The organism is Nocardia sp. NPDC051052 (genome assembly GCF_044456045.1).
GTDB lineage: Bacteria > Actinomycetota > Actinomycetes > Mycobacteriales > Mycobacteriaceae > Nocardia.
The window spans coordinates 1-22,830 of the sequence record NZ_JBITFL010000012.1; the positions used below are offsets into that span (position 1 = coordinate 1).

A 22,830-nucleotide genomic window follows, 5' to 3' on the forward strand; every position below is an offset into this window, starting at 1 on the left:
GGGCCCGGCGGGCGCCCCGGGGGGCCCGCGGCCGGCGCCCCCGGGCCCCGCGCCCCCCCCCCCCCCCCCCCCCACACCCGGGGGCCACGAACACGCCGCGCCCGCGCGGCCAATAGATAGGAGTACACACGTGCGCGACATGGTCGAGATCGGCATGGGCCGGACCGCCCGGCGTACCTATGAGCTGGACGATATCGACATCGTCCCCTCGCGCCGGACCCGCTCGTCGAAGCAGGTGTCGCTGTCTTGGCAGCTCGACGCCTATCGCTTCGAGATCCCGTTCCTCACGCACCCGACCGACGCGCTGGTATCGCCGGAGTTCGCCATCGAGCTCGGGCGCCTCGGCGGCCTCGGCGTTATCAACGGCGAGGGTTTGTGGGCCAGGCACGCGGATGTCGCGGCGAAGATCGACCAGCTGCTCGAGCTCGTCGGCAAGGGCGGCTACGAGCGAGCCGTCTCGCTGCTGCAGGAGCTGCATGCCGCGCCGATGCAGCCCGAGCTGCTCGCCGCCGCGGTGGCGCAGGTCAAGGCGGCAGGCGTGACCGTCGCGGTGCGGGTGAGCCCGCAGAACGCCCGCGCGCTGACCCCCGCGCTGGTGCAGGCCGGCGTCGACCTGCTCGTCGTGCACGGCACCATCATCTCCGCCGAGCACGTCGGCGACGGTGAGCCGTTGAACCTCAAGACCTTCATCGCCGAGCTCGACGTGCCCGTGGTGGCCGGTGGCGTGAGCGATCACCGGACCGCGCTGCATCTGATGCGCACCGGCGCGGCGGGCGTCATCGTCGGCTATGGCTCGTTCCAGGGCGCGACCACCACCCGCGAGGTGCTCGGCATCGGCGTGCCGATGGCCACCGCGATCGCCGATGCCGCCGCCGCGCGCCGCGACTACCTCGACGAGACCGGCGGGCGCTACGTGCACGTCATCGCCGATGGCGACGTGGAGACCTCCGGCCAGCTCGCCAAGACGATCGCCTGCGGCGCGGATGCCGCGATGCTCGGCGTGCCGCTCGCGGTGGCCGCCGAGGCGCCCGGTCGCGGCTGGTACTGGCCGTCGGCCGCCGCGCACCCCTCGGTGCCGCGCGGCTCGCTGCTCGGGGTCGAGTGGGAGCTGGACGACGGCACCGGCGACGCCGTGCGCCCCAGCCTCGAGCAGGTGCTGTACGGCCCCTCCGACGACCCGTTCGGCTCGCTGAATCTGGTTGGCGGCCTCCGTCGTTCGATGGCGAAGGCCGGCTACTCCGACCTCAAGGAGTTCCAGAAGGTCGGGCTCAGCGTTCGCGGGTGAGCCTCAGCGCGCGTGCGAGGGGGTGATCCGTTCGCGCAGGAACTGGCGCATGGCGATGTTCACCGGTTCCGGGTGGGTCATGGTGACCGCGAGCCGGGCGCCCGCGATCTCCACGTAGCTGGCGGCGGCGAGTCCCTGGGTCAGCTGCCTGGCCCGGTCGGGCGGAATGCCGCTATCGGTGGCGTGAATTACCAAGGCGGGACAGGTGATTTCGGACAACCGCTCCAGCACCGAGTCCCGGCTGAGCAGGCAACCCGCCGCGACCTCGATGCCGCGGCACTCGCGCAGCAACCAGCGGGTGGTCCAGATCGTGCGGTACCAGTTGTCGTCGCCGATCAGCCAGGAGGCCAGCTGATTGACCGCCTGCTCGCGCGAGCCGTCGTCGTACCACTGCTCCAGGAACTGCCGGGTGGCGTCGGACTGCTCGGCGGTGGGGCCGTTGGCCTCGGTGCTGATCAGGATCAGCGCCGACACCCGTTCCGGCGCGATGAGCGCGGTGCGCAGCGCGGTGAAGCCGCCCTGCGCGGTGCCGCCGACCACCGCGCGTTCGGCGCCGAGGTGGTCGAGCACGGTCAGCGCGTCGCGCGCCGCGGTCCAATAGGTGAACGGCAAACCCTCGTCCCTGGTGCGGCCGTGACCGCGCGCGTCCCACGAGACGATCCGGAATTCCGGTGCCAGCGCGGCCATCTGAGCCGCGAACATCGTCCGGTCCATGAAGAATTCATGTGCTAGCAGCACCACCGGGCCGCTCCCGCCGCTGTCCTCGTAGTGGATGTCGGCGTCGATCGCGCGGGCGAATGGCACGAGCACGAGGATAGCCAGCGGCGCGGGGCGGGTGGTGCGATTTGCTGGCTCGGCTTTTTGCTTGCTGGACCTGGGCTCGGCGACGCTGCTGCGGGCGATGGTTCGACCGAGTTGGCGCGTCACTAAACTGTGCTGGTGGCAGATACACAGAGACCGGTCCTCGTCGTCGACTTCGGCGCGCAATACGCACAGCTGATCGCCCGGCGGGTCCGTGAGTCGAGTGTGTTCTCGGAGGTAATTCCGCACACCACCACGGTGGAGGAGATCGCCGAGCGGCAGCCGCTCGCGGTGATCCTGTCCGGCGGCCCGTCCAGCGTGTATGCCGACGGCGCACCGCAATTGGACGCGCGGCTGTTCGATCTCGACATCCCCGTCTTCGGCATCTGCTACGGCTTCCAGGCGATGGCGCAGGCGCTCGGCGGCACCGTCTCGCACACCGGCACCCGCGAATACGGCCGCACCGAGCTGAGCGTCGACGGTGGCGTGCTGCACGGCGGTCTGCCCACCATGCAGCCGGTCTGGATGAGCCACGGCGACGCGGTCACCGACGCACCGGCCGGCTTCGAGGTCACCGGCACCTCGGCGGGCGCACCGGTTGCCGCGTTCGAGAACCGGGCCCGGCGCCTGGCCGGCGTGCAGTATCACCCGGAGGTCCTGCATTCGCCGCATGGGCAGCAGGTGCTCAGCCGGTTCCTGCACGAGATCGCCGGTATCCGCGCCACCTGGACCCCGGCCAATATCGCCGAATCGCTGATCACCTCGGTGCGCGAGCAGATCGGGGACGGGCACGCGATCTGCGGGCTGTCCGGCGGTGTCGACTCCGCGGTCGCCGCCGCGCTGGTGCAGCGCGCCATCGGTGACCGGCTGACCTGTGTGTTCGTCGACCACGGCCTGTTGCGGGCCGGGGAGCGCGAGCAGGTGCAGCAGGATTTCGTCGCCGCGACCGGTGCCAAGCTGGTGACCGTCGACGCGGTGGACAAGTTCCTCGGTGAGCTGAAGGGCGTCACCGATCCGGAGGAGAAGCGCAAGATCATCGGGCGGGAGTTCATCCGGTCCTTCGAGGACGCGGTCTCCGAGGTGGTCATCGAGCAGGGAAATGAAGCTACGGCTGTTTCCGATGGTCGCTCCGCAGGCTCCGCTCCGAAAGTCGAGTTCCTGGTGCAGGGCACCCTCTACCCCGACGTAGTCGAGTCCGGCGGCGGCAGCGGCACCGCGAACATCAAGAGCCACCACAATGTCGGCGGCCTGCCGGACGACCTGGAATTCGACCTGGTCGAGCCGCTGCGCCTGCTGTTCAAGGACGAGGTGCGTGCCGTCGGCCGCGAGCTCGGCCTGCCCGAGGAGATCGTCGGCCGCCAGCCGTTCCCAGGCCCTGGCCTTGCCATCCGCATCGTCGGCGAGGTCACGCAGGATCGACTGGTCACGCTGCGGCAGGCCGACGCCATCGCGCGCGAGGAGCTCACCGCGGCCGGGCTGGACAAGCAGATCTGGCAGTGCCCCGTGGTGCTGCTCGCGGACGTGCGTAGCGTCGGCGTGCAGGGCGACGGCCGCACCTACGGCCACCCGATCGTGCTGCGCCCGGTCTCCAGCGAGGACGCGATGACCGCCGACTGGACCCGGCTGCCCTACGAGGTGCTGGAGCGGATCTCCACCCGGATCACCAACGAGGTGGCCGAGGTCAACCGGGTCGTCCTCGATGTGACCAGCAAGCCGCCGGGCACCATCGAGTGGGAGTGAATCCCTACTGACACAACAAGAATGGCCCGTCCTTCAAGGACGGGCCATTCTTGTTGTGTCGATCAACGGTGGCGGCGCGGGGACACCACCAGCACGACGCCGATGATGATGGCGGCGAGCACCACGATCCAGCCGATCGGGACCACGCTGGACGCGGGCCACGACTCGGGGCCGACGAAGGCCCACGCGCTCACGCCGAGGGCGAGTATGCCGATGATGAGCAGCGAGGCGGAAGGGCCGCGGCGGGACTCGGTTTCGGTGGACTTGTCAGCCACGGTGTACCTCCGCGTTTCCGGCTCGGACGTTGACATTCAGATCCAGCACGGGGTCGCCCGGTTTGTTCGGTCCGGTGATGCCGTTGTCGCACTTGGCGTTACCCATGGCCGCGGTGCACTTGGCACGCACCGTCATGCCCGCGGGCACCCACATCTGGAAGTCGCCCATCTGCACGTCGACGTCGACGGCGCGGTTCTCGGTCAGGTTCAGCTGCCGCAGATCCAGCGTGCCGGAGCCCATCGTCACCCGGTAGTTCGAGTTGAGCTGACTGACCGAGGTCGGGTGGCCGAAGTCGTGCTGGCCCATCGCGCCGCGGTTGAAGTCGATCGGGCCGATCGCCGAGGCGAGCAGGACGAACCCGGCCAGCGGAGCGGTCAGCACCAGCAGGCCGTAACCGCGCCGCAGGAACGCGCCGAGCACCAGGCCGAGGCCGATCACCGCCAGCGCCACCGCCGCGATCCGGCCCGGCGTCATCCACTGCACGCCCGAGGCGGTCAGTGCGCCCGCACCGGCGGCGGCGAGGATGGCGAGACCGATGACCACCGGGGTCAGCCGGGAGCGCGGACGCTTCGGCGGTGGCGCGACGATGGTGCGGACCGGGGTCGGCTCGGGCAGGTCCCAGGCGAGCGGAGCGACACCGAGCGGGTCCCAGGAGGGCGGGGTGGTGCGGCCGATGGTGGCCGGGGTCGGTGGCTTCAGCGCGGAGGTGCCGCGTGGTGCGGAGTCTTTGCTGAGCGTTGAGGTGCGGCCGTCGGCCGGCGTGCCGGACGTTGTCGAGCCCGACGTGTCGAGCGTGGCGTTGTCGCCTTTGTCGAGCAGAACGGTGGATTCACCTGGCGCGTCGCCCTTTTCGAGTAGCGGCGCGGAATCGGCGCGCTGGTCGCCCTCGGGCAGCAGGGCGGTGTCCGCGTCGGCGCGTCGCGCCTGGTCGGTGCCGCTCGGTCCGGAATCCTGCTGGGACAGCACGGTTTCGGTGTCGCTCGGCGCTTCCGGCGTGTAGGCGTCCGGCAATTTCGTGTACGGCGTGTACACGCTGGTCGGCGGCATATACATATCGCCTGCGGTGCGCTGCGCGCCCTGCGGGAAGACCGCGCCGGGGTAGCCGGTCGCCATGATTCCGCTGTCCGCGACGAGTCCGCTGAACTCGCTGGTGGTCCCTGGTGGCGGCTCGGGATTACGCAGGTGCAGCATCCACCAGCCCGCCAGCATCAAGGCCATGCTGATCAGTCCGGAGCCACCGAGGCCGACGCCGACCGGACCCATCGTGCTCACCGCGATGGCGAGCGCGACGATCAACACGATCGTTTTGGTCTGCGACTGCGAGCTCTGGCCCTTGCCGACCAGCGACTCCGCCGCCGACGACTCGTCACCGGCGGCGCTGAACAGCAGCCAGGCCAGCAGATAGAGCACGACCCCGGATCCACCGAATATCGCGGACACCACGAACGCCACCCGCACCAGCACCGGATCGACGTTGTAGCGCTGCGCGAACCCGGCCGCCACGCCAGCGATCGGCCCCTGCCGAGGCAATCGCACCGGCCGTGTCCGCCAGATCTGCTGGAGCTGATCCCCGAAGCTCGTTTTCGTCATGGTTCCCATCCTGTGCCTGACCAGCACATCCGCACATCGGGGAGAACCCTGAAGATTCTCCTGATCCTTTTGGAGCCGCCCGGTCAAAGCAATCATCCGCCTGATCTCGAAGATCAGGGAGATTCCTGATGGCTAGTCGTCGGCGGGACGTGCCACTATCGAGAGCATGTACCCGTCTGCGCCCTCGTTCGACACCCGAGGGTTCGATGCCGCGCGGGGGTTCGACGCCGGGCGCGGTTTCGGACCCGCGCCGGTGTTGGATCCGGCCCGGCCGCCGCATGCCCGGATGGTGCGGCGCTCGGGCGGGCGGATCGTCGGCGGCGTGGCGGGCGGTATCGCCGATCACCTCGGGATCGACGTATTCAAGGTGCGGATGGCCTTCGTGCTGCTGTCCGCGTTCGGCGCGGGCATCGTCTCCTACGGGTTGCTGTGGATCTTCACACCGGGCGGCTCGGATGTGACGAAGGCGTCCGGCTCCGAACGGCGCCAGGCGATCGGACTGGCAATGCTCGGCATCGGCCTTGCCATCGGGGTGTCGTGGCTGTTCAGCGGGACCGCGGCGAGTGTGATCGCGCCCATCATCGTCGTCGCCATCGGCGCGGCGCTGGTGTGGCGGGAGTACGACGCGGACGGCCCTCGGTCACTGCTCGGCCTGCCCGCCCGGCCCTCGGTGGTGACGTGGGCGCGCATCGTCGCGGGCGGCACGCTGATCGTGGCCGGACTCGGCGTGGTGGTGCTGGCCAGGATCGATCTGAGCTCGCTCGGGTCCGCGTTGATCGCGGTGGCCGTCACGCTGGTCGGGGCCGGGCTGCTGACGGTGCCGCTGTGGTTGCGCATGATGCGGGCGTTGAACGCGGAACGTTCCGCCCGGATCCGCAATGAGGAACGCGAGGAGATCGCCTCGCACCTGCACGATTCGGTGCTGCAGACGCTGGCCCTGATCCAGCGCCAGGCCGAGGACCCGCAGGAGGTGGTGCGGTTGGCCCGCAGCCAGGAGCGGGAACTGCGCAAGTGGTTGTTCGAGGATTCCGGTCCGGCGCAGTCGAGCCTGGCCGCCGCGCTGCGCACCATCGCGGGCGAGGTGGAGGATCAGCACGGTGTGCAGGTCACCCCGGTGACCGTCGGCGATGTGTCGATGGACATCGGCGAGACCGGCGCGGGTTTGCCGAAGGAGCACTTCACCGCGCTGCTCGGCGCCAGCAGGGAGGCGCTGGTCAACGCGGCCAAGCACGCGGGAGTCCCGGAGATCGACCTGTTCGCCGAGACCGAACCACATCAGGTGAGCATCTTCGTGCGCGACCGCGGCACCGGTTTCGACACCACCGCGGTACCGCAGGATCGGCAAGGTCTGGCCAAGTCCATCCGCGGCCGGATCGAGCGCCGCGGCGGCCAAGTGGAGATCTTGTCCACGCCCGGTCGCGGCACCGAGGTACGAATCACCATGCCGCGCACGGATTCCGGCGGTGAGGAGGACCAGGACTCGGACGAGCCCGCGGCGACCATCGACGCCGAACAGGTGCCGGAGTCGGCGCATCCCGGACAGTAGCCGCTTTCTGGTCCGACATGTGGTACCGATGTGGGTGTGGGCGGCCCGTGGGCGGCCTGCGCGCCAGGGTGGGCCGATCCACCGACAGTTTGAGGAGAAGCAGGTGGCCGTGCGGGTCTTTCTGGTTGATGATCACGCAGTGTTCCGGTCGGGTGTGCGGGCGGAGTTGAGTAGGGAAACCGACATGGAAGTCGTCGGCGAAGCCGGTGGCGTGGCGGAGGCGATCGCGGGGATCAAGGCGACGAATCCCGACGTGGTGTTGCTCGATGTGCACATGCCTGACGGTGGCGGCGTCGCGGTGCTCGCCGGTATCGAAGCGGGTCCGGTGTGCCTGGCGCTCAGCGTGTCCGATGCCGCCGAGGACGTCATCGCGGTGATCCGGGCGGGCGCCAGAGGCTATGTGACCAAGACGATTTCGGGTGCCGAACTGGCCGACGGTATTCGCCGGGTGTCCGGCGGTGACGCGGTGTTCAGCCCGCGGCTGGCCGGTTTCGTGCTCGACTCGTTCACCGGGAAATCGCAGGTGCCCGAGCCGCCGCTCGATCCGGAACTGGATTCACTGACCCCGCGCGAACTCGAGGTGTTGCGCCTGCTCGCCCGCGGCTACACCTACCGTGAAATCGCCGAAAACCTGTTCATCTCGGTGAAAACCGTGGAGACTCACGCGTCCAACGTGCTCCGCAAAACCCAGCAGTCCAACCGCAACGCGCTCACCCGCTGGGCGCATCACCGCCGCATCGACTGAACCGTCAGCCGCGTTGGCGGGCAGGGGTTTACATCACCGCGATGATGATCGCGATGATGATGATCAGGCCGATCAGCAGGCCGACGGCGATCGCCAGTGGCGCGTTGCTCGCCTGCGGCGGCTTGGTCCGCTGTGGCGCGGGAACCGCTGCGGCGCCCACCGGGGCGCGGTGCGGCCGGGGCAGCGGGGTCGAGTGCGGACTGCGCAGACCGGACGCCGAATTCCGCGCCGCCCACGCCGGAATCGTGCCATCCTCGGTGCGCACCGGCGCGCCGAGAATGTACGGCCCGGTGCCTGGACCGAAGGCCGCGGTGAGGATTTCGTCCCTGGCCTCGGCCATCGTCGGCCGTCGCTGCGGCGCCGGCTCCAACATGTGCAGCAGCGCCTCGGTGAGCATCCCGCTGCGGGTCGGCGGAATGATCTGCGCCATGGCCGCGCGGTGCACCAGGACATCGCTGTCCTCGTCGAGGCCGAACGGTGGCTGCCCCTCGATCGCGGTGTACAGCGTTGCGCCGAGGGAGAATACGTCGCTGGCCTTGGTCGGCTGTGCGCCGCGCGCCACCTCCGGCGGCAGGTAGGCGGGGGTGCCGGTGATCACGCCGTCGGGTTCGTCGGAGTGCTCGCCCGCGCCGCGCGAGATGCCGAAGTCGCTGAGCTTGGCCATGCCGACGATCGGACCGCGGTCGGCGACAAGGATATTGCCCGGCTTGATGTCGCGGTGCGTGATGCCCGCCGCGTGCGCGGCGGCCAGCGCGTCGGCGACCTGCGCGCCGATCTGCGCCACCTCGATCGGCGGCAGCGTGTCCACCAGCGCGAGCGCCTTGGCCACGTTGCGCGAGGGTAAGTGCTCCATCACCAGCCAGGGCTCGCCGGCCTCCAGCACCACGTCGTACACGGCGATCGCGTGCTCGTGCGAGAGCTTGGCCGCGACCCGGCCCTCGTGCATGATCTGCGCGCGGATCTCGTTGGCCTCTGCTTCGTCGAGCCCGGCCGTCGAGATGACCTGCTTGATGGCGACGTCCCGGTCGAGCAGCCGGTCGTGCGCGAGCCAGACCGCGCCCATGCCACCGCCACCCAGCTTCGACTGCAGCCGGTAGCGGCCTGCGACGAGATAGTCGGGGCCGACAATGGGACGAGCGCGTTCGGTCACGGTGCGAGGGTAGCGGAAAACAGGGTGGGCTACGGGGTTTGCTGACACGAACGGCCGCCGTTTCTATGCCTCGCGTGGTAGTCGATCGGTGGGCGAGGTCGGCGGCGTTCGTCACTGTGACACCCGCTGGACGGCGGGTTGTCCTGCGCGCCGCCGCGGATAACGGCTGAGCAACTGACCGACCAGCGGTTACAACGGCATCGTTGCGAAATCGCGGTGGCGGGGGTGGAGCCTTGACGGAACCCGGGGGTCGGTTTCTACTGAGCAGGTATCGAACGTATATTCGATACGGATCGATAGCTGAATCGGTGCTGACCTCTCGTTCGTGGGGTCGTTCCGTACGCGTCGCCTCGGGTCCATCGTGGGAAGTAGGTGGTAGGGATGGGTTCGGATGCGAAACCGCAGGAGGGGGCACGGCCGCGCGGTGGAGCGCGGGAGAGCCCGCCGACGCTGGCTGAACTGCGCAGCAGAATGGCCGCGATACCCGGTCGCGGCGAGGCGGCGGCCGAGCGCATTCCGCTCGACGCCGAGCTGCGCCGGGAGTCGCTCGCGGTGCCGCCCGCGCTCGCTGAGCTGTTGCCCGGCGGTGGCCTGGCCAAGGGTTCCGTCGTGTCCTACACGGGTGCACGTTCGCTGCTCGCCGGGCTGGTCGCCGCGGTGACCGAGGACGGCGGGCATGCCGCGGTGGTCGGGGTGCCCCGGCTCGGCCTGCTCGCCGCGGTGGAGATGGGCGCTCAGCTGGAGCGGCTGGCCGTGATCCCCGACCCGGGCCCGGACCCGGTGGAGGTGGCCGCCGTGTTGCTCGACGGCCTCGACCTGGTCGTGCTCGGCCTCGGGGGCGGTGCCGTCGCCCCCGCCCGCACCCGGGTGATCGCCGCCCGCGCCCGCAACAAGGGCGCCACCCTCGTGGTCACCGACGGCCGCTGGCCCGGCGCCGCCCTGCACCTCGACGCCCGCATCGCGGGTTACGCGGGCCTCGGTCACGGCCGCGGCCGCCTGCGTTCCCTCGGCCTCGAGGTCGAAGTGCGGGGCAAGGCGGGCCCACCCCGCCGCGGTCGCCTCGATCTCCGCTCGAACTCCGGTCGAGTCGAATGGGCACTGCACGAACCGGTTACGCGTGCGGCCGCGCCGGTCGAGGCCAGAGAGACCGCGTCGTGACGGGTCGCGCGGCATCGTGATGCTGTCCAGCCGGGAGAAGGGCGCGGCCCGGGTATTGGCGCTGTGGTGTCCGGATTGGCCCGCGGTGGCCGCTGCCGCGGTGGCACGGTTGCCCGCGACCCGGCCGGTGGCGGTGCTCTTCGCCAATCGGGTGATCGCGTGTTCGGCGATCGCGCGGGCCGACGGGGTGCGGCGCGGGGCGAAGCGGCGGGAGGCGCAGGCGCGGTGCCCGGATCTGTTTCTCGCACAGGCGGATCCGGATCGGGACGCGCGGTTGTTCGAACCGGTGGTCGCGGCCGTCGACGCGACGGTGCCCGGGGTCGAGGTGCTGCGGCCGGGGCTGCTGGTGCTCGGGGCACGCGGCGCCGCACGGTTTTTCGGTTCCGAGGAGGCGGCGGCCGAGCGGCTCGTCGACGCGGCGGCGGCCACCGGGGTGGAGGCGCAGATCGGCATCGCCGACGAACTGTCCACGGCGGTGATCGCCGCCCGGCGCGGCGCGATCGTGCCCGCCGGGGCCGGCGCGAAATTTCTCGCGCCGATGCCGGTGCGTGAGCTCGCGGTCGAGCCGAGCCTGGCCGCGCCGGAGCGCGCCGACCTGGTGGATCTGTTGCACCGCTTGGGTTTACGCAGGATCGGCGATTTCGCCGCACTGACCCCCGGCGAGGTCGCCTCGCGGTTCGGCGCCGACGCCGTGCTCGCGCATCGCTGCGCGCGGGCACAACCCGAGCGCCCACCTTCCGCGCAGCCGCCACCCAAAGACCTGACGGTGGAGCACCGCTGTGACCCGCCGATCGAGCGGGTCGATGCCGCCGCCTTCGCGGGCCGCATGCTCGCCACCAAGCTGCACGCCGAGCTGTCGAACGCCGGGCTGGCCTGCACCCGATTATCGATCTTCGCGGAAACCGATGCGGGGGAGGAACTTTCCCGCATCTGGCGGTGCGCGGAACCGCTGACCCCGGACGACACCGCGGACCGGGTGCGCTGGCAGTTGGACGGCTGGCTCACCCGGCGCGACCGGCCCACCGCACCGGTCACCCTGCTGCGCCTGGAACCGGTCGAGGTGGTGGCGGCGGGCGCGCTACAACTCGGTCTGTGGGGCGGCGTCGGTGCGCAGGACGAACGGGCCAGGCGCGCGTTGATCCGGGTGCAGGGTCTGCTCGGCGGCGAGGCGGTGCGGGTCGGAGTGCTCAGCGGCGGTCGCGGCCCCGCCGAGCGGATCACCCTGGTCGCGCTCGGCGACGAGCCCGTCCCCGCCGCCGACCCGGCCTTGCCGTGGCCGGGCAGGCTGCCCGAGCCCGCCCCCGCCCTGCTGCTGCTCAACCTCCCGCTGGTCCGCCTGGAAGCCGCGGACGGCGCCCCGATCCAGGTCACCGAACGCGCCATGTTCAACGCCGACCCATCCCGCCTGAGCTGGGGCAGCAGACAGTGGCGGCTGACCGGCTGGGCGGGCCCGTGGCCGGTGGACGAACGCTGGTGGGTGCCGGAAACGGCCGAGAACGACGACACCCCAACCACTTTCACCGCCCGAGCGCAGGTCCAGCTCGACGGCGAACCGTCCGACGTCCGGGTGCTACTGCTCGTCTATCACGACGAGATCTGGCGTGCGGAAGGACTTTACGACTGAGGCCGGGTCCACACCGTCGCCATCGTGAACGGTTGTCCGCGCAGCTCTTGCCATTTCGGCTTGGCCGTGAGCCAGGTGTCGTCGATCAGCGTCTCGGTGAGTTCGGTGAGCACCCAGCCCGCGTCCAGCGCCGCCGTCACGTGCTCGCTGAGCAGGTGCAGGTTGGTGCTGATCGCCACCGGCTCGCCGCCCCGGGGCGTGTAGTGCGTCGGCATCCCGGTCGTCATCATGAATTGCGGGTGGAAGCTGACCAGGACACACCGCGCGCCGGGTGCGGCCAGCCGCCACGCCTCGGCGTAGAACGGTGCCAACTCGGGCAGGTGCTCGTCGATCAACGACGCGATCACCAGGTCGTAGGCGCCGCCCGCCAGCCCGGTGTCCCGCACATCCGCCTGGGTGAGCGTGGTGTGTGCCCCACGCTCCTTCGCCCGCGCCAGCATCCCCGCACTCACATCGACCCCGTCGATATGGGAAATGCCCTGCGTACGCAGCCAAGCCCCGGTCCGTCCGGTCCCGCACCCCAGATCGGCGGCTTTGCGCACCCGCGGCCACTCCGGTCGCCGCAGCCGGTCCAGCAGCGCGAGATCCATCTCGTCCATGACGGTCTGCTCGTACGTCGGCGCCCATCCGTCGTATCCGGTGGCGACATCGACGGTGGGATAGTTTCGGCGGTCGTAGTCCGCGAATGACGGCATGCGCGGAGTATTTCGCGGCGCAAGGGGATTGGCCAGATGTTTTCTTCGGGGCACCCGCGCCGAGACCGGCCGACCAGGAAGTTCGCGCAGGCGGCGAAGCACCGTCCGATGTGGCGCCCGGCTCACGTGATCCGTGCAACAGGTCCCGGGCCGGTAGCTGACAAGCCCAGTACGATCGAAGATCGTGGATCTCACGGTGACCAGACTCGACTTCGGTGACGTGCGGATCGCCTACCGGGATTCGGCGGCGATCGCGGGTTCCGACGTGCCCGTGGTCCTGGTGCACGGCATGGGCGGGGACGGACACACCTGGGACCGATTCGCCCGCGAACTGGTCCAGGCCGGTCGCCGGGTCATCATTCCCGATCTGCGCGGCCACGGCCGTAGCTCGCACACCGATTCCTACCGCTTCGATGAATTCGGCGCCGACGTGCGGAAACTGTGCGACCGGCTGGAACTGTCCACGGTCGATATGGTCGGCCATTCGCTGGGCGGCTACGCGGTCTCCCGCGTCGCGCAGGAGCGGCCGGAGCTGGTGCGCAGGCTCGTCATCGAGGAGTGCCCGCTGCCGTTGCAGTCCGGCGCCGAGGAACTGCGGCTGACCCGCCGCTTCCCGAGCGTGCCGGAACTCTGGCACGCGACGAGCAGCCTGGCCCGGCATCCGCGCGCGGTACTCGCCTTCGACCGGTCCATGACCAGGACCGCGCTGGAACAGTTCCGCAAGCCGAACCCGGAATGGTGGGACCGGCTGCCCGACATCGCCGCGCGGACGCTGGTGCTGCGCGGCGGCCCCGGCGGCATGGTCGACCCGGCCAAGCTGGCGCTCGTGCGCGCCGCCATCCCCGACTGCACGGTCACCGCCTTCTCCGCCGGCCACAGCATCCACCGCGACCGCTACCGCGAGTTCGCGGCCGTCGTGCATCCGTTCCTCGCGACGTGAGGAACACCGGCTTCGAGGGGATGCTCTGTTCGGCCGCCGCGACAGGGACGCCGCTGCCGGGCACCGCTACCCAGGTGACCGGCTGGTTGTGTGTCGAACAACCCGGCGCCTGGGGTCGCGATGTGATCGGCGACGAGGTACTCGGCCCGGAACTCACCCCCGAACTGGCGGCCCGCACCGCCGCCGCGCACGTGCGCCCGACCTTGATCCGCCGCCCCGGCCGCAACGAATTCACCGGTACCCGAACGGTTTTGCTCGCCAGCTCGCGTCCGGAGGGTTCCTGGTGTGAACGCTTCGAGATCACCGACCTGAAGCAACTGCTCGATATCGACCTGCATCTGTTGACCGGCCCGGCACCGGGAATCGGTGTGCCCGTATGTGATCCGCTGGTGCTGGTGTGCGCGCACGGAAAGCGGGACCAGTGCTGTGCGTTGCTCGGCCGCCCCATCGCCGCCGAGCTCGCCACGAAATACCCTGGGCAAGTGTGGGAGTGCTCGCACACCGGCGGCCACCGCTTCGCGCCCGCGTTGGTGTTGTTGCCCTCCGGACTCACCTACGGCCGGCTCGACGCCGCGTCCGCCGAGGAGATGGTCGAGGCCGCCCGCCGCGGCCAGGTCTCGCTGACCGGCCTGCGCGGTCGCAGCTGCTATCCGCCGCTGGAGCAACTCGCGGAAGTCGCCGTGCGCGAACAGGTTTCCGCCACCACCAGCGATCTCACGGTCGCGCCCGACCCCGCCTCGGCCGACGCCGCACTCGTCACCCACCGCGACGGCCGCCGCTGGCGAGTCACCGCCCGCACCATCGGTTTTCCGCCACGGCAGGCCAGCTGCAATGCCGCCGCCAAACCCGTAACCGGGCTGGCGGTCGACGCGGTCCAGCAGCTCGTCGACTGACCGTTACCAGTGGGTGCCGGGAACCCAGCGCGCCGCGCGGCGGATGGCGGTGCTGGTGGCTCGACGGGCCGCCGAGCGCGGCCGCGGTTCGCGCTCGGGCACAACGGGTTCCGCGTTGTCTTCGGTTTCTTCCACCTGTTCGCCCTTGGCGGCGGGGGAGTCCGGCAGCGCGCGGTAGTAGCGATGCAGGATGCGGTCGCGGAACTTGGGGGTGAGCAGGGCGCCGTATTCGGCGAAGGTGCCGATCGGCACGTCGATGCGCTTGGGGCGTTCGGTCAGCGCGCGCACGATCGTCGCGGCCGCCCACTCGGGGGATTCGGCAGGCTGACCCTGATCGCCGCTCGGGGTGATCATCGGGGTACGCACCAGCGGCATGTGGATGGTGGTGAAGGTGACGCCGTCGGCCATGGTCTCCACCGAGGCCACCTCGGCGAACTTGTCCAGCGCCGCCTTGCTGGCCAGGTAGGCGGCGAAGCGTGGCGTCGCCACCTGCACGCCCGCGCTGCTGATATTGACGATGTGGCCGAACTTGCGCTCGCGCATCTGCGGCAGCAGGGCCAGCGTCATGCGCAGCGCGCCGAAGTAGTTGACCGCCATGGTGCGTTCGAAGTCGTGCAGCCGGTCGGTGGAGCGGTGGATGGCGCGGCGGATGGACCGGCCCGCGTTGTTCACCAGCATGTCGACGTGGCCGTGCTCGTCGAGGATGGTCTTCACGGCGTGGTCCACCGAGTCGGAATCGGTGACGTCACACTGGTATCCGTAGGCGCTGCCGCCCTCGGCCCTGATCTCGTCGACCACCGCCGCGAGCTCGTCGGCGCGGCGCGCGAGCAGGAACACGGTGGCGCCCTTGCCCGCAACGGCGATCGCCGCCGCCTTGCCGATGCCGGAGGAAGCGCCGGTGATCAGGACATGCCGCCCGGAGATGTCACGGCTGCGACGGCCGCGCCGGGTCTCGGGCGGGCTGGCATCAGCGGATGCGTCACTCATCGCTGCTCCTTTGCAAGGTTGGTGGCCTGAACTTACTCCGAAGTAAGTTTACTCGCCAAGTGGAACTCGTCACTTTTCGGGGCCGGGGTCGAGGTGGTGAACACGGGTGGAACAACCTCTCGAAATCGATCGAACATATGTGCGATACTCACCGCATGGCGGACGATCGGATGGCGGAAATCTTTGCCGCGGTGCGGCTCGGTGGTGGGGACCAAGCGGCGGCGCGACAGGCGCTGGAAAAGTTGTGGGACGAGATCGGTGAGGGCGGTGATCCCTTGCACCGCTGCGTGATCGCGCATCACCTCGCCGATCTACAGGACACGCCTGCCGACGCGCTGCTCTGGGATCGGCGGGCGCTGGCCGCGGTATTCGGCCCCGGCATCCCCCTGGACGAAGGGCTCCGCAGCTTCCTCCCCTCGCTGTACCTCAACCTGGCCGACAGCCACCGCCGCGTCGGCGACTTCGAAGCCGCCCGGATGCAGCTGGCCATCGCCCGCGGCCACCTCGACGTCCTCGCCAACGACGCCTACGGCGCGCTGATCCGGGCCGGCCTCGACCACGTCGACGCCGCGCTCGCCGAGGGCTCGACGGCACCGCTACCGACCAACTGATCCGTCCGAGGAGGTATCGCGGTGGGCTGGAGCAACGGGCCGCCTACCTGGGCGGAACTGGAGCGGGTGCTGTCGGGACGACCCGGCCGGACCAACCCGGACGCGATGTACCCCGGCGACGGCGGCGACAGCCCGGCCTGGTCCCGCAAGCGCGGCGAGTACCTGGCCGAGCCGGTGCGGCCCGCCGACGGGCCGACGGTGCCGTACGCGGAGCTGCACACGCACTCGGCCTACAGCTTCCTGGACGGCGCGAGCCAGCCGGAGGAACTGGTGGAGGAGGCCGTGCGACTCGGCCTCGAGGCGATCGCGCTCACCGACCACGACGGCTTCTACGGGACCGTGCGCTTCGCGGAGGCGGCCAGGGAATGGGGGATGCCGACGGTCTTCGGCGCCGAGCTGTCGCTGGGCACCCAGCCCGCCGAGGGTGTGCCGGGTGCCAGGCGTGCACGCCGGAGAGCCGAGCAGAACAGTTCGGCAAGAATGGAACCGCTCGCGCTGACAGAGCTTAGTGAGACTCTGAAATCCGCTGAGCAGCTTGGTGATTCGACCGCAAGACGCGGACACGTCGACGCGCCGGATTCCACCCCGCGCACCGGATCGCCGGACCCCGCCGGCCCGCACCTGCTGGTACTCGCCCGCGGTCAAGAGGGCTACCGCCGACTATCCAGGGAGATCGCGGCCGCCCACATGGCGGCGGGGGAGAAGGGCATCCTCCGCTACGACCTCGACGCGCTCGCCGCGGCCGCCGAGGGGCAATGGCAGATCCTCACCGGCTGCCGGAAAGGGCACCTGCGCCAAGCGCTCGCGGCCGATTTACAGTCGGGCAGTACACGTCTCGTACGCTCCGAGGCCGCGCTGCGCGACCTGACGGAACGGTTCGGCGCCGACCGGGTGAGCGTGGAACTCACCCACCACGGCATTCCGGAGGACGACGAACGCAACGCCCACCTCATCGCCCTGGCCGACCGCCTCGGCCTCCCCGTACTCGCCACCACCGGAGCGCATTTCGCCGCGCCGGGCCAGCGCCGCCGCGCCATGGCACTCGCGGCGATCAGGGCCAGGCAGAGCCTGGACGAGATCGCAGGCTGGCTGGCCCCGGCGGGCGGCGCGCACCTGCGTTCCGGCGCGGAAATGGCGCGGCTGTTCGCCGACTGCCCGCAGGCGGTGCGCAACGCGGTCACGCTGGCCCGCGAATGCGCCTTCGACCTGAAGCTGATCGCGCCGAAGCTGCCGCCGTTCGAGGTGCCCGCCGGACATGACGAGAAGTCCTGGCTGCGTGCGCTCACCCTCGCGGGCGCCGCGGCCCGCTACGGCCCGCCGGAGCGAAACCCGCAGGCGTACCGGCAGCTCGAGCACGAGCTCGCGGTGATCGACAAGCTGGAGTTTCCCGGCTACTTCCTGGTGGTGCACGACATCGTCACCTTCTGCAAGAACAACGACATCCTCTGCCAGGGCCGGGGTTCGGCGGCCAACTCGGCCGTCTGCTACGCGATCGGCATCACCAACGTCGACCCGGTCACCAACAACCTGCTGTTCGAGCGCTTCCTCGCGCCGGAGCGCGACGGACCGCCCGATATCGACGTCGACATCGAATCCGACCGCCGCGAGGAGGCCATCCAGCACGTCTACACCAAGTACGGCCGCGCGTACGCCGCTCAGGTGGCCAACGTGATCACCTATCGAGGCAAGTCCGCTGTCCGCGATGCCGCACGCGCACTTGGCTTTTCGCCGGGACAGCAGGACGCGTGGAGTAAACAGGTGAGCCGATGGGCTGGTGTCGGCACTGAGACCGACACCGACATCCCTACCGAGGTGCTTCAGCTGGCATCCGAAATAGAAGGCTTGCCAAGGCATCTCGGCATCCACTCCGGTGGCATGGTGATCTGCGACCGCCCTATCGCCGACGTCTGTCCGGTGGAATGGGCACGGATGCCCGGTCGCAGTGTGTTGCAGTGGGACAAAGACGATTGTGCCGCCATCGATTTGGTGAAGTTCGACCTGCTCGGACTCGGCATGCTCTCCGCGCTGCACTACATGATCGACCTGGTGCGCGAGCACACCGGCGTGATCGTCGAGCTGCACAAGCTCGATCTGCAGGAAGCCGCCGTCTACGAGATGCTCTCGCGCGCCGACTCGGTGGGCGTCTTCCAGGTGGAGTCGCGGGCGCAGATGGCCACGCTGCCCCGGCTGAAGCCGCGAAAGTTCTACGACCTGGTGGTGGAGGTGGCGCTGATCCGGCCCGGCCCGATCCAGGGCGGCTCGGTGCACCCCTACATCCGGCGGCGCAACGGCGCCGAGGAGGTGACCTACGACCATCCGGCACTGGAGAATTCGCTGTCCCGCACGCTCGGCGTCCCGCTGTTCCAGGAGCAGCTCATGCAAATGGCCGTCGACGTCGCGGGTTTCACCGCAGCCGAGGCCGACCAGCTGCGCCGCGCGATGGGCTCCAAACGTTCACCGGAACGCATGGAGGGGCTCAAAGAACGCCTCTACCAGGGCATGCGCGACCTGCACGGCATTACCGGCGAGATCGCCGACCGCATCTACGAGAAGCTCTACGCCTTCGCGAATTTCGGTTTCCCGGAAAGCCATTCGCAGAGCTTCGCCTCGATCGTGTTCTATTCGTCGTGGTTCAAACTGCACCACCCCGCGGCCTTCTGCGCCGGCCTGCTGCGCGCGCAACCGATGGGCTTCTATTCCCCGCAATCCCTGGTCGCCGACGCGCGCAGGCACGGGGTGCTGGTGCACGGCCCCGACATCAACGCCAGCCGCGCCGAACCCACCCTCGAGCACGACGGCACCCAGATTCGCCTCGGCCTGGCCTCGGTCCGGCACATCGGTTCCGACCTCGCCGAAAAGATCGTCGCCGCAAGGGATCACGGGCCGTACACCTCCTTCCTCGACCTGACCGGACGGGTGGAACTCAGCGTCGTCCAAGCGGAATCGCTCGCCACCGCGGGTGCCCTCGGCGGTCTCGGCGGCACCCGCCGCGCCGCGCTGTGGGCCGCGGGCGCCGCCGCCGGGGAACGCTCGGATCGCTTGCCCGGCACCGGCGCCGCCACCACCGCCCCCGTGCTGCCCGGCATGAGCGACCTGGAACTGGCCGCCGCGGACGTCTGGGCCACCGGCGTCTCCCCGGGCAGCTACCCCACCGAATTCCTGCGTCCACAGCTCGATGCTCTCGGCGTGATTCCCGCCGCGGGCCTGCTCGCCATCCGCGACGGGTCGCGCGTGCTGGTGGGCGGCGCGGTGACGCACCGGCAACGCCCTGCCACCGCCGCGGGTGTCACCTTCCTCAATCTGGAAGACGAGACCGGCATGGTGAACGTCGTCTGCTCGGTCGGCTTGTGGGCCCGCTTCCGCCGCCTGGCGCAGAGCGCTCCCGCCCTGCTCATCCGCGGCCGCGTGCAGAACGCCGAGGGCGCGGTCAGCGTCGTCGCCGAACACCTGCAGCGGATGGACCTCCGGGTCGACTCGAAGTCGCGCGACTTCCGCTGAACGGGTCGCATCCGCCGCTGGCCGCACGGATTCGGGAGACACCGCGAAGCTCGGCGAATGACCTGGCCACCCACACTTTTAAGAAAGTGTTAGAAGGGCTCTAGAGAACGGTTATGTCGGGCTGTTCACGCAATCACAGCGGCTACTGTGCGAATTATGCGAAAGCTTGCTGTGCTGTGCATCGGTCTGCTCGGTCTGACGTTGCTCGTCGGCTGCGGCGCTGACAACAACAACGCGAAGAAGGTCCCGCCGCCACCAGGCCGGCCCGACTCCTACGCCACCGTGGAGCCCGCCCCCGCGTCGGCCCCACCGGCGCTGCGGGACCAGGGGCCCGCGCGTAAAGACAACAACGCCGGCGGTGAAACGGTCACGGCGCGTAAGGAAGTGGTCACCGGCAACGTCGAGATGACCGCGGGCAAACCGGTCGAGGCGGCAAGCACGATCGCCGACCGGGTGCGCGAGGTCGGCGGCCGGATCGATAGCAGGACCGAGCAGCCCGGCACCGACGACACCGATCCCAGCGCCACGCTCACCGTCCGGATACCCGCCGACAAGACCGACGCGTTCATCGACGGGCTCGGTGGCATCGGCCGCGTCACCCGGGTGCACACCAACCGCGACGACGTGACGATGCAGTGGGAAGACCTGGACGCCAGGATCAAGGCCTTGCAGGCCTCCGTCGACCGGCTGCGCGGGCTCATCGCGGGCGCCACCAACACCGCCGACCTGATCAACGCCGAGCAGGCGCTGTCCAGCCGTCAGGGCGAACTCGACAGCCTGACCGCGCAGAAGCGGCACCTCGACGACGAGGTCGCGCTGTCCACGCTCACCATCGACCTCACCACCGCGACCACCAAAGCCCAGGAGGACCGCGCCGACAACTTCTGGGAGGGCATCGTCACGGGCTGGCACTCGCTGGTGGATTGGCTGAAGGACGCGGTCGTGTTCACCGGTAAGGCGTTGCCGTGGCTCGGCTTCCTGGTAGTGCTCGCCGCCGTGATCTGGGGCGTTGTACGGACGGTGTTGCGGCGCAAGAAGAGTGGGCCGACACCGAGTGCGGCGGTCGCGAGTGGCTCGGGGGCCGCTGCGGGTGCCGAGAATTCAGCGAGCGCTGGAACTCCGGCCGGAAGTTCCTCGGGCTCAGGGAGTTCGGCAGAATCGGAGTCCTGACACCTGATACTCGGCGTGCCCGGCGATCGAGGGCGGGCACGCCGAGTTTTCGCAGGGGAGTACCGAAGAACGCCGTATCGTGCCGCGCACCCGTTGTCGTGCCGCGCACGATTCCGTTGGCGATTCGGTGCGCCGACCGCGAATTCGTGCGCGGCGATCACACGCCGCCGTCGAAGCCGAGCTGGCGCCAGGCTTCGTACACCGTGACCGCTGCGGCGTTGGACAGGTTCATCGAACGGCGGCCCGGTAGCATGGGGATGCGCAGCTGGCTGGTCACGTGCGGATCATCGAGCACCGCCGCAGGCAACCCCGTCGGTTCGGTGCCGAAGAGCAACACATCACCTTCCCGATAATCCACCTCGGTGTAATGCGTCTTCGCCTGCGTCGTGAACGCGAAAACCCGCTCCGGCCGCACCGCCTCCCACGCCGCTGCCAGATCCTTGTGCACCGTCACCGAAGCCAGATCGTGGTAATCCAACCCGGCCCGCCGCAACTTCGCCTCCGAAAGATCGAACCCCAACGGCTCGACCAAATGCAGCTCACACCCCGTCCCCGCCACCAGCCGAATCGCATTGCCGGTATTCCCAGGGATCGCGGGCTCATGAAACATCAGTCGGAACACAACGCACCAGTCAACCAGGTGGCCTCGGCCGCCCATCGGACGAGTCGGTCAGTCGGGTAGCAGCCGGAGCGGTGCTGGGTGACGCGTTCGCACAGCGCTGAAGTGCCGAAGATCCAGGGTCGCGACCTCATGGACGTCGAGGCGCTCGGCGACCGCAAGGACGGCGGCATCGACGGCTCCCAACGGGAAGGCCGCGTATTTGCGAACCAGTTCGGCCATCCGCAACAGGTCGGCTCGGGTGAGGTCGACGAGTTTGATTTCCTCGTTGGCGATCGACTCGAGGAACGTAGCCTCGACGGAAGGCCCAACGCGAGTCTCCAAGAAATAGCAGACTTCGGCGAGCACGGGGCTCGGCACGAGCAGCGGCCCAGGATGAGTTTCTAGGAGATCCAGGCAGCGCCGATGATCCGCGTCGTTCTTGTTCAGTACGGCAACAAGCGGGCCTGTGTCGCAGACGATCACTCGGCTTGTTTACCACGTTCTTCGCGGAGCAGATCTTCCGACCTCGCGGCGAGATCAGGTTCGGCGTCCATCACGCCGGCGAACGAAAGATGCCGTCGCCGCTCGCCCGGGGGGTCGGTGGAGGGGCTTTGCTGCGGGCCGTCAGTGACAACCAACTGCAATGCGACGGCCCGCAGCGCATGCGCTTGGTTCGGCGTGAGCCTATCGACAAGACGATGCAGGTCTTCGTAGTCGTGAGCTGCGGTCATGTCGATGATTGTAGTGAAGACGAGGCGATCGTAGTGAATACGAAACCGGAAGTCACGACAGAAGCACGCCGGTTGTCTTGAACATCGAAAATAGGCGGCTGGCGTTGCGCGGAAGTCGACGGGACTCAGTTCGCCGGACGCTCCGGCAGTGCGCACATGCCGCCCTCGGCCATGCCGGTCGGGCGTACGCCGAGGCCCTGGTTGAGGCGGGCGCGCTGGTTTTCCCAGGCGATGGTGGCGGCTAGTTCGGCGAGTTGGGATTTCGAGAGGTGGGTCAGCAAGGTGGAGCGCAGGTCGTCTAGGTCGACGGCGGGGGTGGCGGTCATGGCTTCGGCGAAGGCGATGACGAGCTTTTCCAGGTCGGTGTAGGCGTCGCTGGTTCGGTAGCGCGGCAGGTCGGCGAGTTGTTGCTCGGTGAGGCCTGCGGACTGGGCCAGCGCGGAGCCGATGTCCAGGCAGAACTCGCAGTTCACCAGGCCCGCGGTTTTCAGCTCGGCCAGCTCTTTGAGCTTCGGGTCCAGCCGGTTGGTGAACAGCAGCGCGGACTCGAACACCATGGTGCTGAACAAGAGTTGTGGTCGTCGCAGCAGCCAACCGGTCAGATCGGACCGGTTCCGCTTCGCTTGCCGCACTGCCTTCAGGTAGTGCCGGATCCGTGTCAAGGCTCTCATCAACCCACCCTCCTAGATCGGATGATTCGACTCTACATTCAAACTACGTTCCGTAGTAGACGTTTGTGGCCGCCGACTGAGCCCGTCGACGGCGCGCGCGGTGTGCGGAGTCTGTAAG

21 protein-coding genes are annotated in these 22,830 nt (G+C 69.3%); 11 read left to right on the plus strand and 10 right to left on the minus strand.

From position 1 onward, the window contains the following. Positions 1 to 130 precede the first annotated feature (130 nt). Complete coding sequence (locus tag ACIBCN_RS33685) at positions 131 to 1,285, plus strand: GuaB3 family IMP dehydrogenase-related protein (RefSeq protein ID WP_396995744.1); 1,155 nt, start codon at positions 131 to 133, stop codon at positions 1,283 to 1,285. A gap of 3 nt (positions 1,286 to 1,288) precedes the next feature. Here the strand turns inward: ACIBCN_RS33685 and ACIBCN_RS33690 are convergent, their stop codons facing one another. Continuing rightward, positions 1,289 to 2,089: an alpha/beta fold hydrolase gene (locus ACIBCN_RS33690; protein ID WP_396995745.1), complete on the minus strand. Its 801-nt coding sequence runs from the start codon at positions 2,087 to 2,089 to the stop codon at positions 1,289 to 1,291. Positions 2,090 to 2,224: 135 nt separating this feature from the next. Between ACIBCN_RS33690 and guaA the strand changes: the two genes are divergently transcribed. Further along, a complete protein-coding gene (guaA, locus tag ACIBCN_RS33695; protein ID WP_396995746.1) occupies positions 2,225 to 3,826 on the plus strand; it encodes a glutamine-hydrolyzing GMP synthase in 1,602 nt (533 codons plus the stop codon). Positions 3,827 to 3,888: 62 nt separating this feature from the next. Here the strand turns inward: guaA and ACIBCN_RS33700 are convergent, their stop codons facing one another. Both ACIBCN_RS33700 and ACIBCN_RS33705 read right to left on the minus strand, forming a co-directional pair. Continuing rightward, positions 3,889 to 4,101, minus strand: coding sequence for a hypothetical protein (locus ACIBCN_RS33700; RefSeq protein ID WP_396995747.1), 213 nt, complete (start codon positions 4,099 to 4,101; stop codon positions 3,889 to 3,891). Beyond that, complete coding sequence (locus tag ACIBCN_RS33705) at positions 4,094 to 5,701, minus strand: PspC domain-containing protein (RefSeq protein WP_396995748.1); 1,608 nt, start codon at positions 5,699 to 5,701, stop codon at positions 4,094 to 4,096. Before ACIBCN_RS33705 ends, ACIBCN_RS33700 begins: the two co-directional genes overlap by 8 nt. Before the next feature lie 277 nt (positions 5,702 to 5,978). Between ACIBCN_RS33705 and ACIBCN_RS33710 the strand changes: the two genes are divergently transcribed. After that, positions 5,979 to 7,238 carry a PspC domain-containing protein gene (locus tag ACIBCN_RS33710; RefSeq protein WP_396995974.1) on the plus strand — a complete coding sequence of 420 codons (1,260 nt, stop codon included), beginning with the start codon at positions 5,979 to 5,981 and terminating at the stop codon, positions 7,236 to 7,238. A 109-nt stretch (positions 7,239 to 7,347) separates the two neighbouring features. After that, positions 7,348 to 7,983, plus strand: a complete 636-nt coding sequence (locus ACIBCN_RS33715) for a response regulator transcription factor (protein ID WP_357386842.1) — start codon at positions 7,348 to 7,350, stop codon at positions 7,981 to 7,983. 28 nt (positions 7,984 to 8,011) lie between these two features. On the opposite strand, the gene ACIBCN_RS33720 is transcribed toward ACIBCN_RS33715, so the two are convergent. Next, positions 8,012 to 9,133 carry a serine/threonine-protein kinase gene (locus ACIBCN_RS33720; RefSeq protein ID WP_396995749.1) on the minus strand — a complete coding sequence of 374 codons (1,122 nt, stop codon included), beginning with the start codon at positions 9,131 to 9,133 and terminating at the stop codon, positions 8,012 to 8,014. 381 nt (positions 9,134 to 9,514) lie between these two features. Between ACIBCN_RS33720 and ACIBCN_RS33725 the strand changes: the two genes are divergently transcribed. Together ACIBCN_RS33725 and ACIBCN_RS33730 are read left to right on the plus strand one after the other, a co-directional pair. Beyond that, positions 9,515 to 10,291: a hypothetical protein gene (locus ACIBCN_RS33725; protein WP_396995750.1), complete on the plus strand. Its 777-nt coding sequence runs from the start codon at positions 9,515 to 9,517 to the stop codon at positions 10,289 to 10,291. A gap of 19 nt (positions 10,292 to 10,310) precedes the next feature. Then, positions 10,311 to 11,915, plus strand: coding sequence for a DNA polymerase Y family protein (locus ACIBCN_RS33730; RefSeq protein ID WP_396995975.1), 1,605 nt, complete (start codon positions 10,311 to 10,313; stop codon positions 11,913 to 11,915). Here the strand turns inward: ACIBCN_RS33730 and ACIBCN_RS33735 are convergent. Then, positions 11,906 to 12,610: a class I SAM-dependent DNA methyltransferase gene (locus tag ACIBCN_RS33735; protein ID WP_396995751.1), complete on the minus strand. Its 705-nt coding sequence runs from the start codon at positions 12,608 to 12,610 to the stop codon at positions 11,906 to 11,908. The two genes, ACIBCN_RS33730 and ACIBCN_RS33735, sit on opposite strands and share 10 nt — an antisense overlap. Before the next feature lie 184 nt (positions 12,611 to 12,794). On the opposite strand from ACIBCN_RS33735, the gene ACIBCN_RS33740 reads away from it, so the two are divergent. Beyond that, the gene (locus ACIBCN_RS33740) at positions 12,795 to 13,550 is read left to right on the plus strand and encodes an alpha/beta fold hydrolase (RefSeq protein WP_396995752.1); all 756 of its coding nucleotides are present in this window, start codon (positions 12,795 to 12,797) and stop codon (positions 13,548 to 13,550) included. Positions 13,551 to 13,570: 20 nt separating this feature from the next. Next, on the plus strand, positions 13,571 to 14,443 hold the full coding sequence (locus tag ACIBCN_RS33745; RefSeq protein ID WP_396995977.1) for a sucrase ferredoxin: 873 nt from the start codon (positions 13,571 to 13,573) through the stop codon (positions 14,441 to 14,443). A 3-nt stretch (positions 14,444 to 14,446) separates the two neighbouring features. On the opposite strand, the gene ACIBCN_RS33750 is transcribed toward ACIBCN_RS33745, so the two are convergent. Then, positions 14,447 to 15,430, minus strand: coding sequence for an SDR family NAD(P)-dependent oxidoreductase (locus ACIBCN_RS33750; protein ID WP_396995753.1), 984 nt, complete (start codon positions 15,428 to 15,430; stop codon positions 14,447 to 14,449). Between the two features lie 155 nt (positions 15,431 to 15,585). Between ACIBCN_RS33750 and ACIBCN_RS33755 the strand changes: the two genes are divergently transcribed. From ACIBCN_RS33755 to ACIBCN_RS33765, 3 genes are all read left to right on the plus strand, one after another. Beyond that, positions 15,586 to 16,041, plus strand: coding sequence for a hypothetical protein (locus ACIBCN_RS33755; protein WP_396995754.1), 456 nt, complete (start codon positions 15,586 to 15,588; stop codon positions 16,039 to 16,041). Between the two features lie 21 nt (positions 16,042 to 16,062). After that, on the plus strand, positions 16,063 to 19,539 hold the full coding sequence (locus tag ACIBCN_RS33760) for an error-prone DNA polymerase (protein ID WP_396995755.1): 3,477 nt from the start codon (positions 16,063 to 16,065) through the stop codon (positions 19,537 to 19,539). A gap of 156 nt (positions 19,540 to 19,695) precedes the next feature. Further along, a complete protein-coding gene (locus tag ACIBCN_RS33765; protein WP_396995756.1) occupies positions 19,696 to 20,709 on the plus strand; it encodes a DUF4349 domain-containing protein in 1,014 nt (337 codons plus the stop codon). Positions 20,710 to 20,866: 157 nt separating this feature from the next. Here ACIBCN_RS33765 and ACIBCN_RS33770 read toward each other — a convergent pair whose 3' ends face one another. The 4 genes from ACIBCN_RS33770 to ACIBCN_RS33785 form a co-directional block, all read right to left on the minus strand. After that, complete coding sequence (locus tag ACIBCN_RS33770; protein ID WP_396995757.1) at positions 20,867 to 21,331, minus strand: tRNA (cytidine(34)-2'-O)-methyltransferase; 465 nt, start codon at positions 21,329 to 21,331, stop codon at positions 20,867 to 20,869. Between the two features lie 48 nt (positions 21,332 to 21,379). Then, positions 21,380 to 21,793 (minus strand): type II toxin-antitoxin system VapC family toxin, encoded by a 414-nt coding sequence (locus tag ACIBCN_RS33775; RefSeq protein WP_396995758.1) that lies wholly within the window; start codon positions 21,791 to 21,793, stop codon positions 21,380 to 21,382. Further along, positions 21,790 to 22,041 carry a hypothetical protein gene (locus ACIBCN_RS33780; RefSeq protein ID WP_396995759.1) on the minus strand — a complete coding sequence of 84 codons (252 nt, stop codon included), beginning with the start codon at positions 22,039 to 22,041 and terminating at the stop codon, positions 21,790 to 21,792. The genes ACIBCN_RS33775 and ACIBCN_RS33780 overlap by 4 nt, the downstream gene beginning before the upstream one ends. A 125-nt stretch (positions 22,042 to 22,166) precedes the next feature. Further along, positions 22,167 to 22,712, minus strand: coding sequence for a carboxymuconolactone decarboxylase family protein (locus ACIBCN_RS33785; RefSeq protein WP_396995760.1), 546 nt, complete (start codon positions 22,710 to 22,712; stop codon positions 22,167 to 22,169). Positions 22,713 to 22,830: the final 118 nt, after the last annotated feature.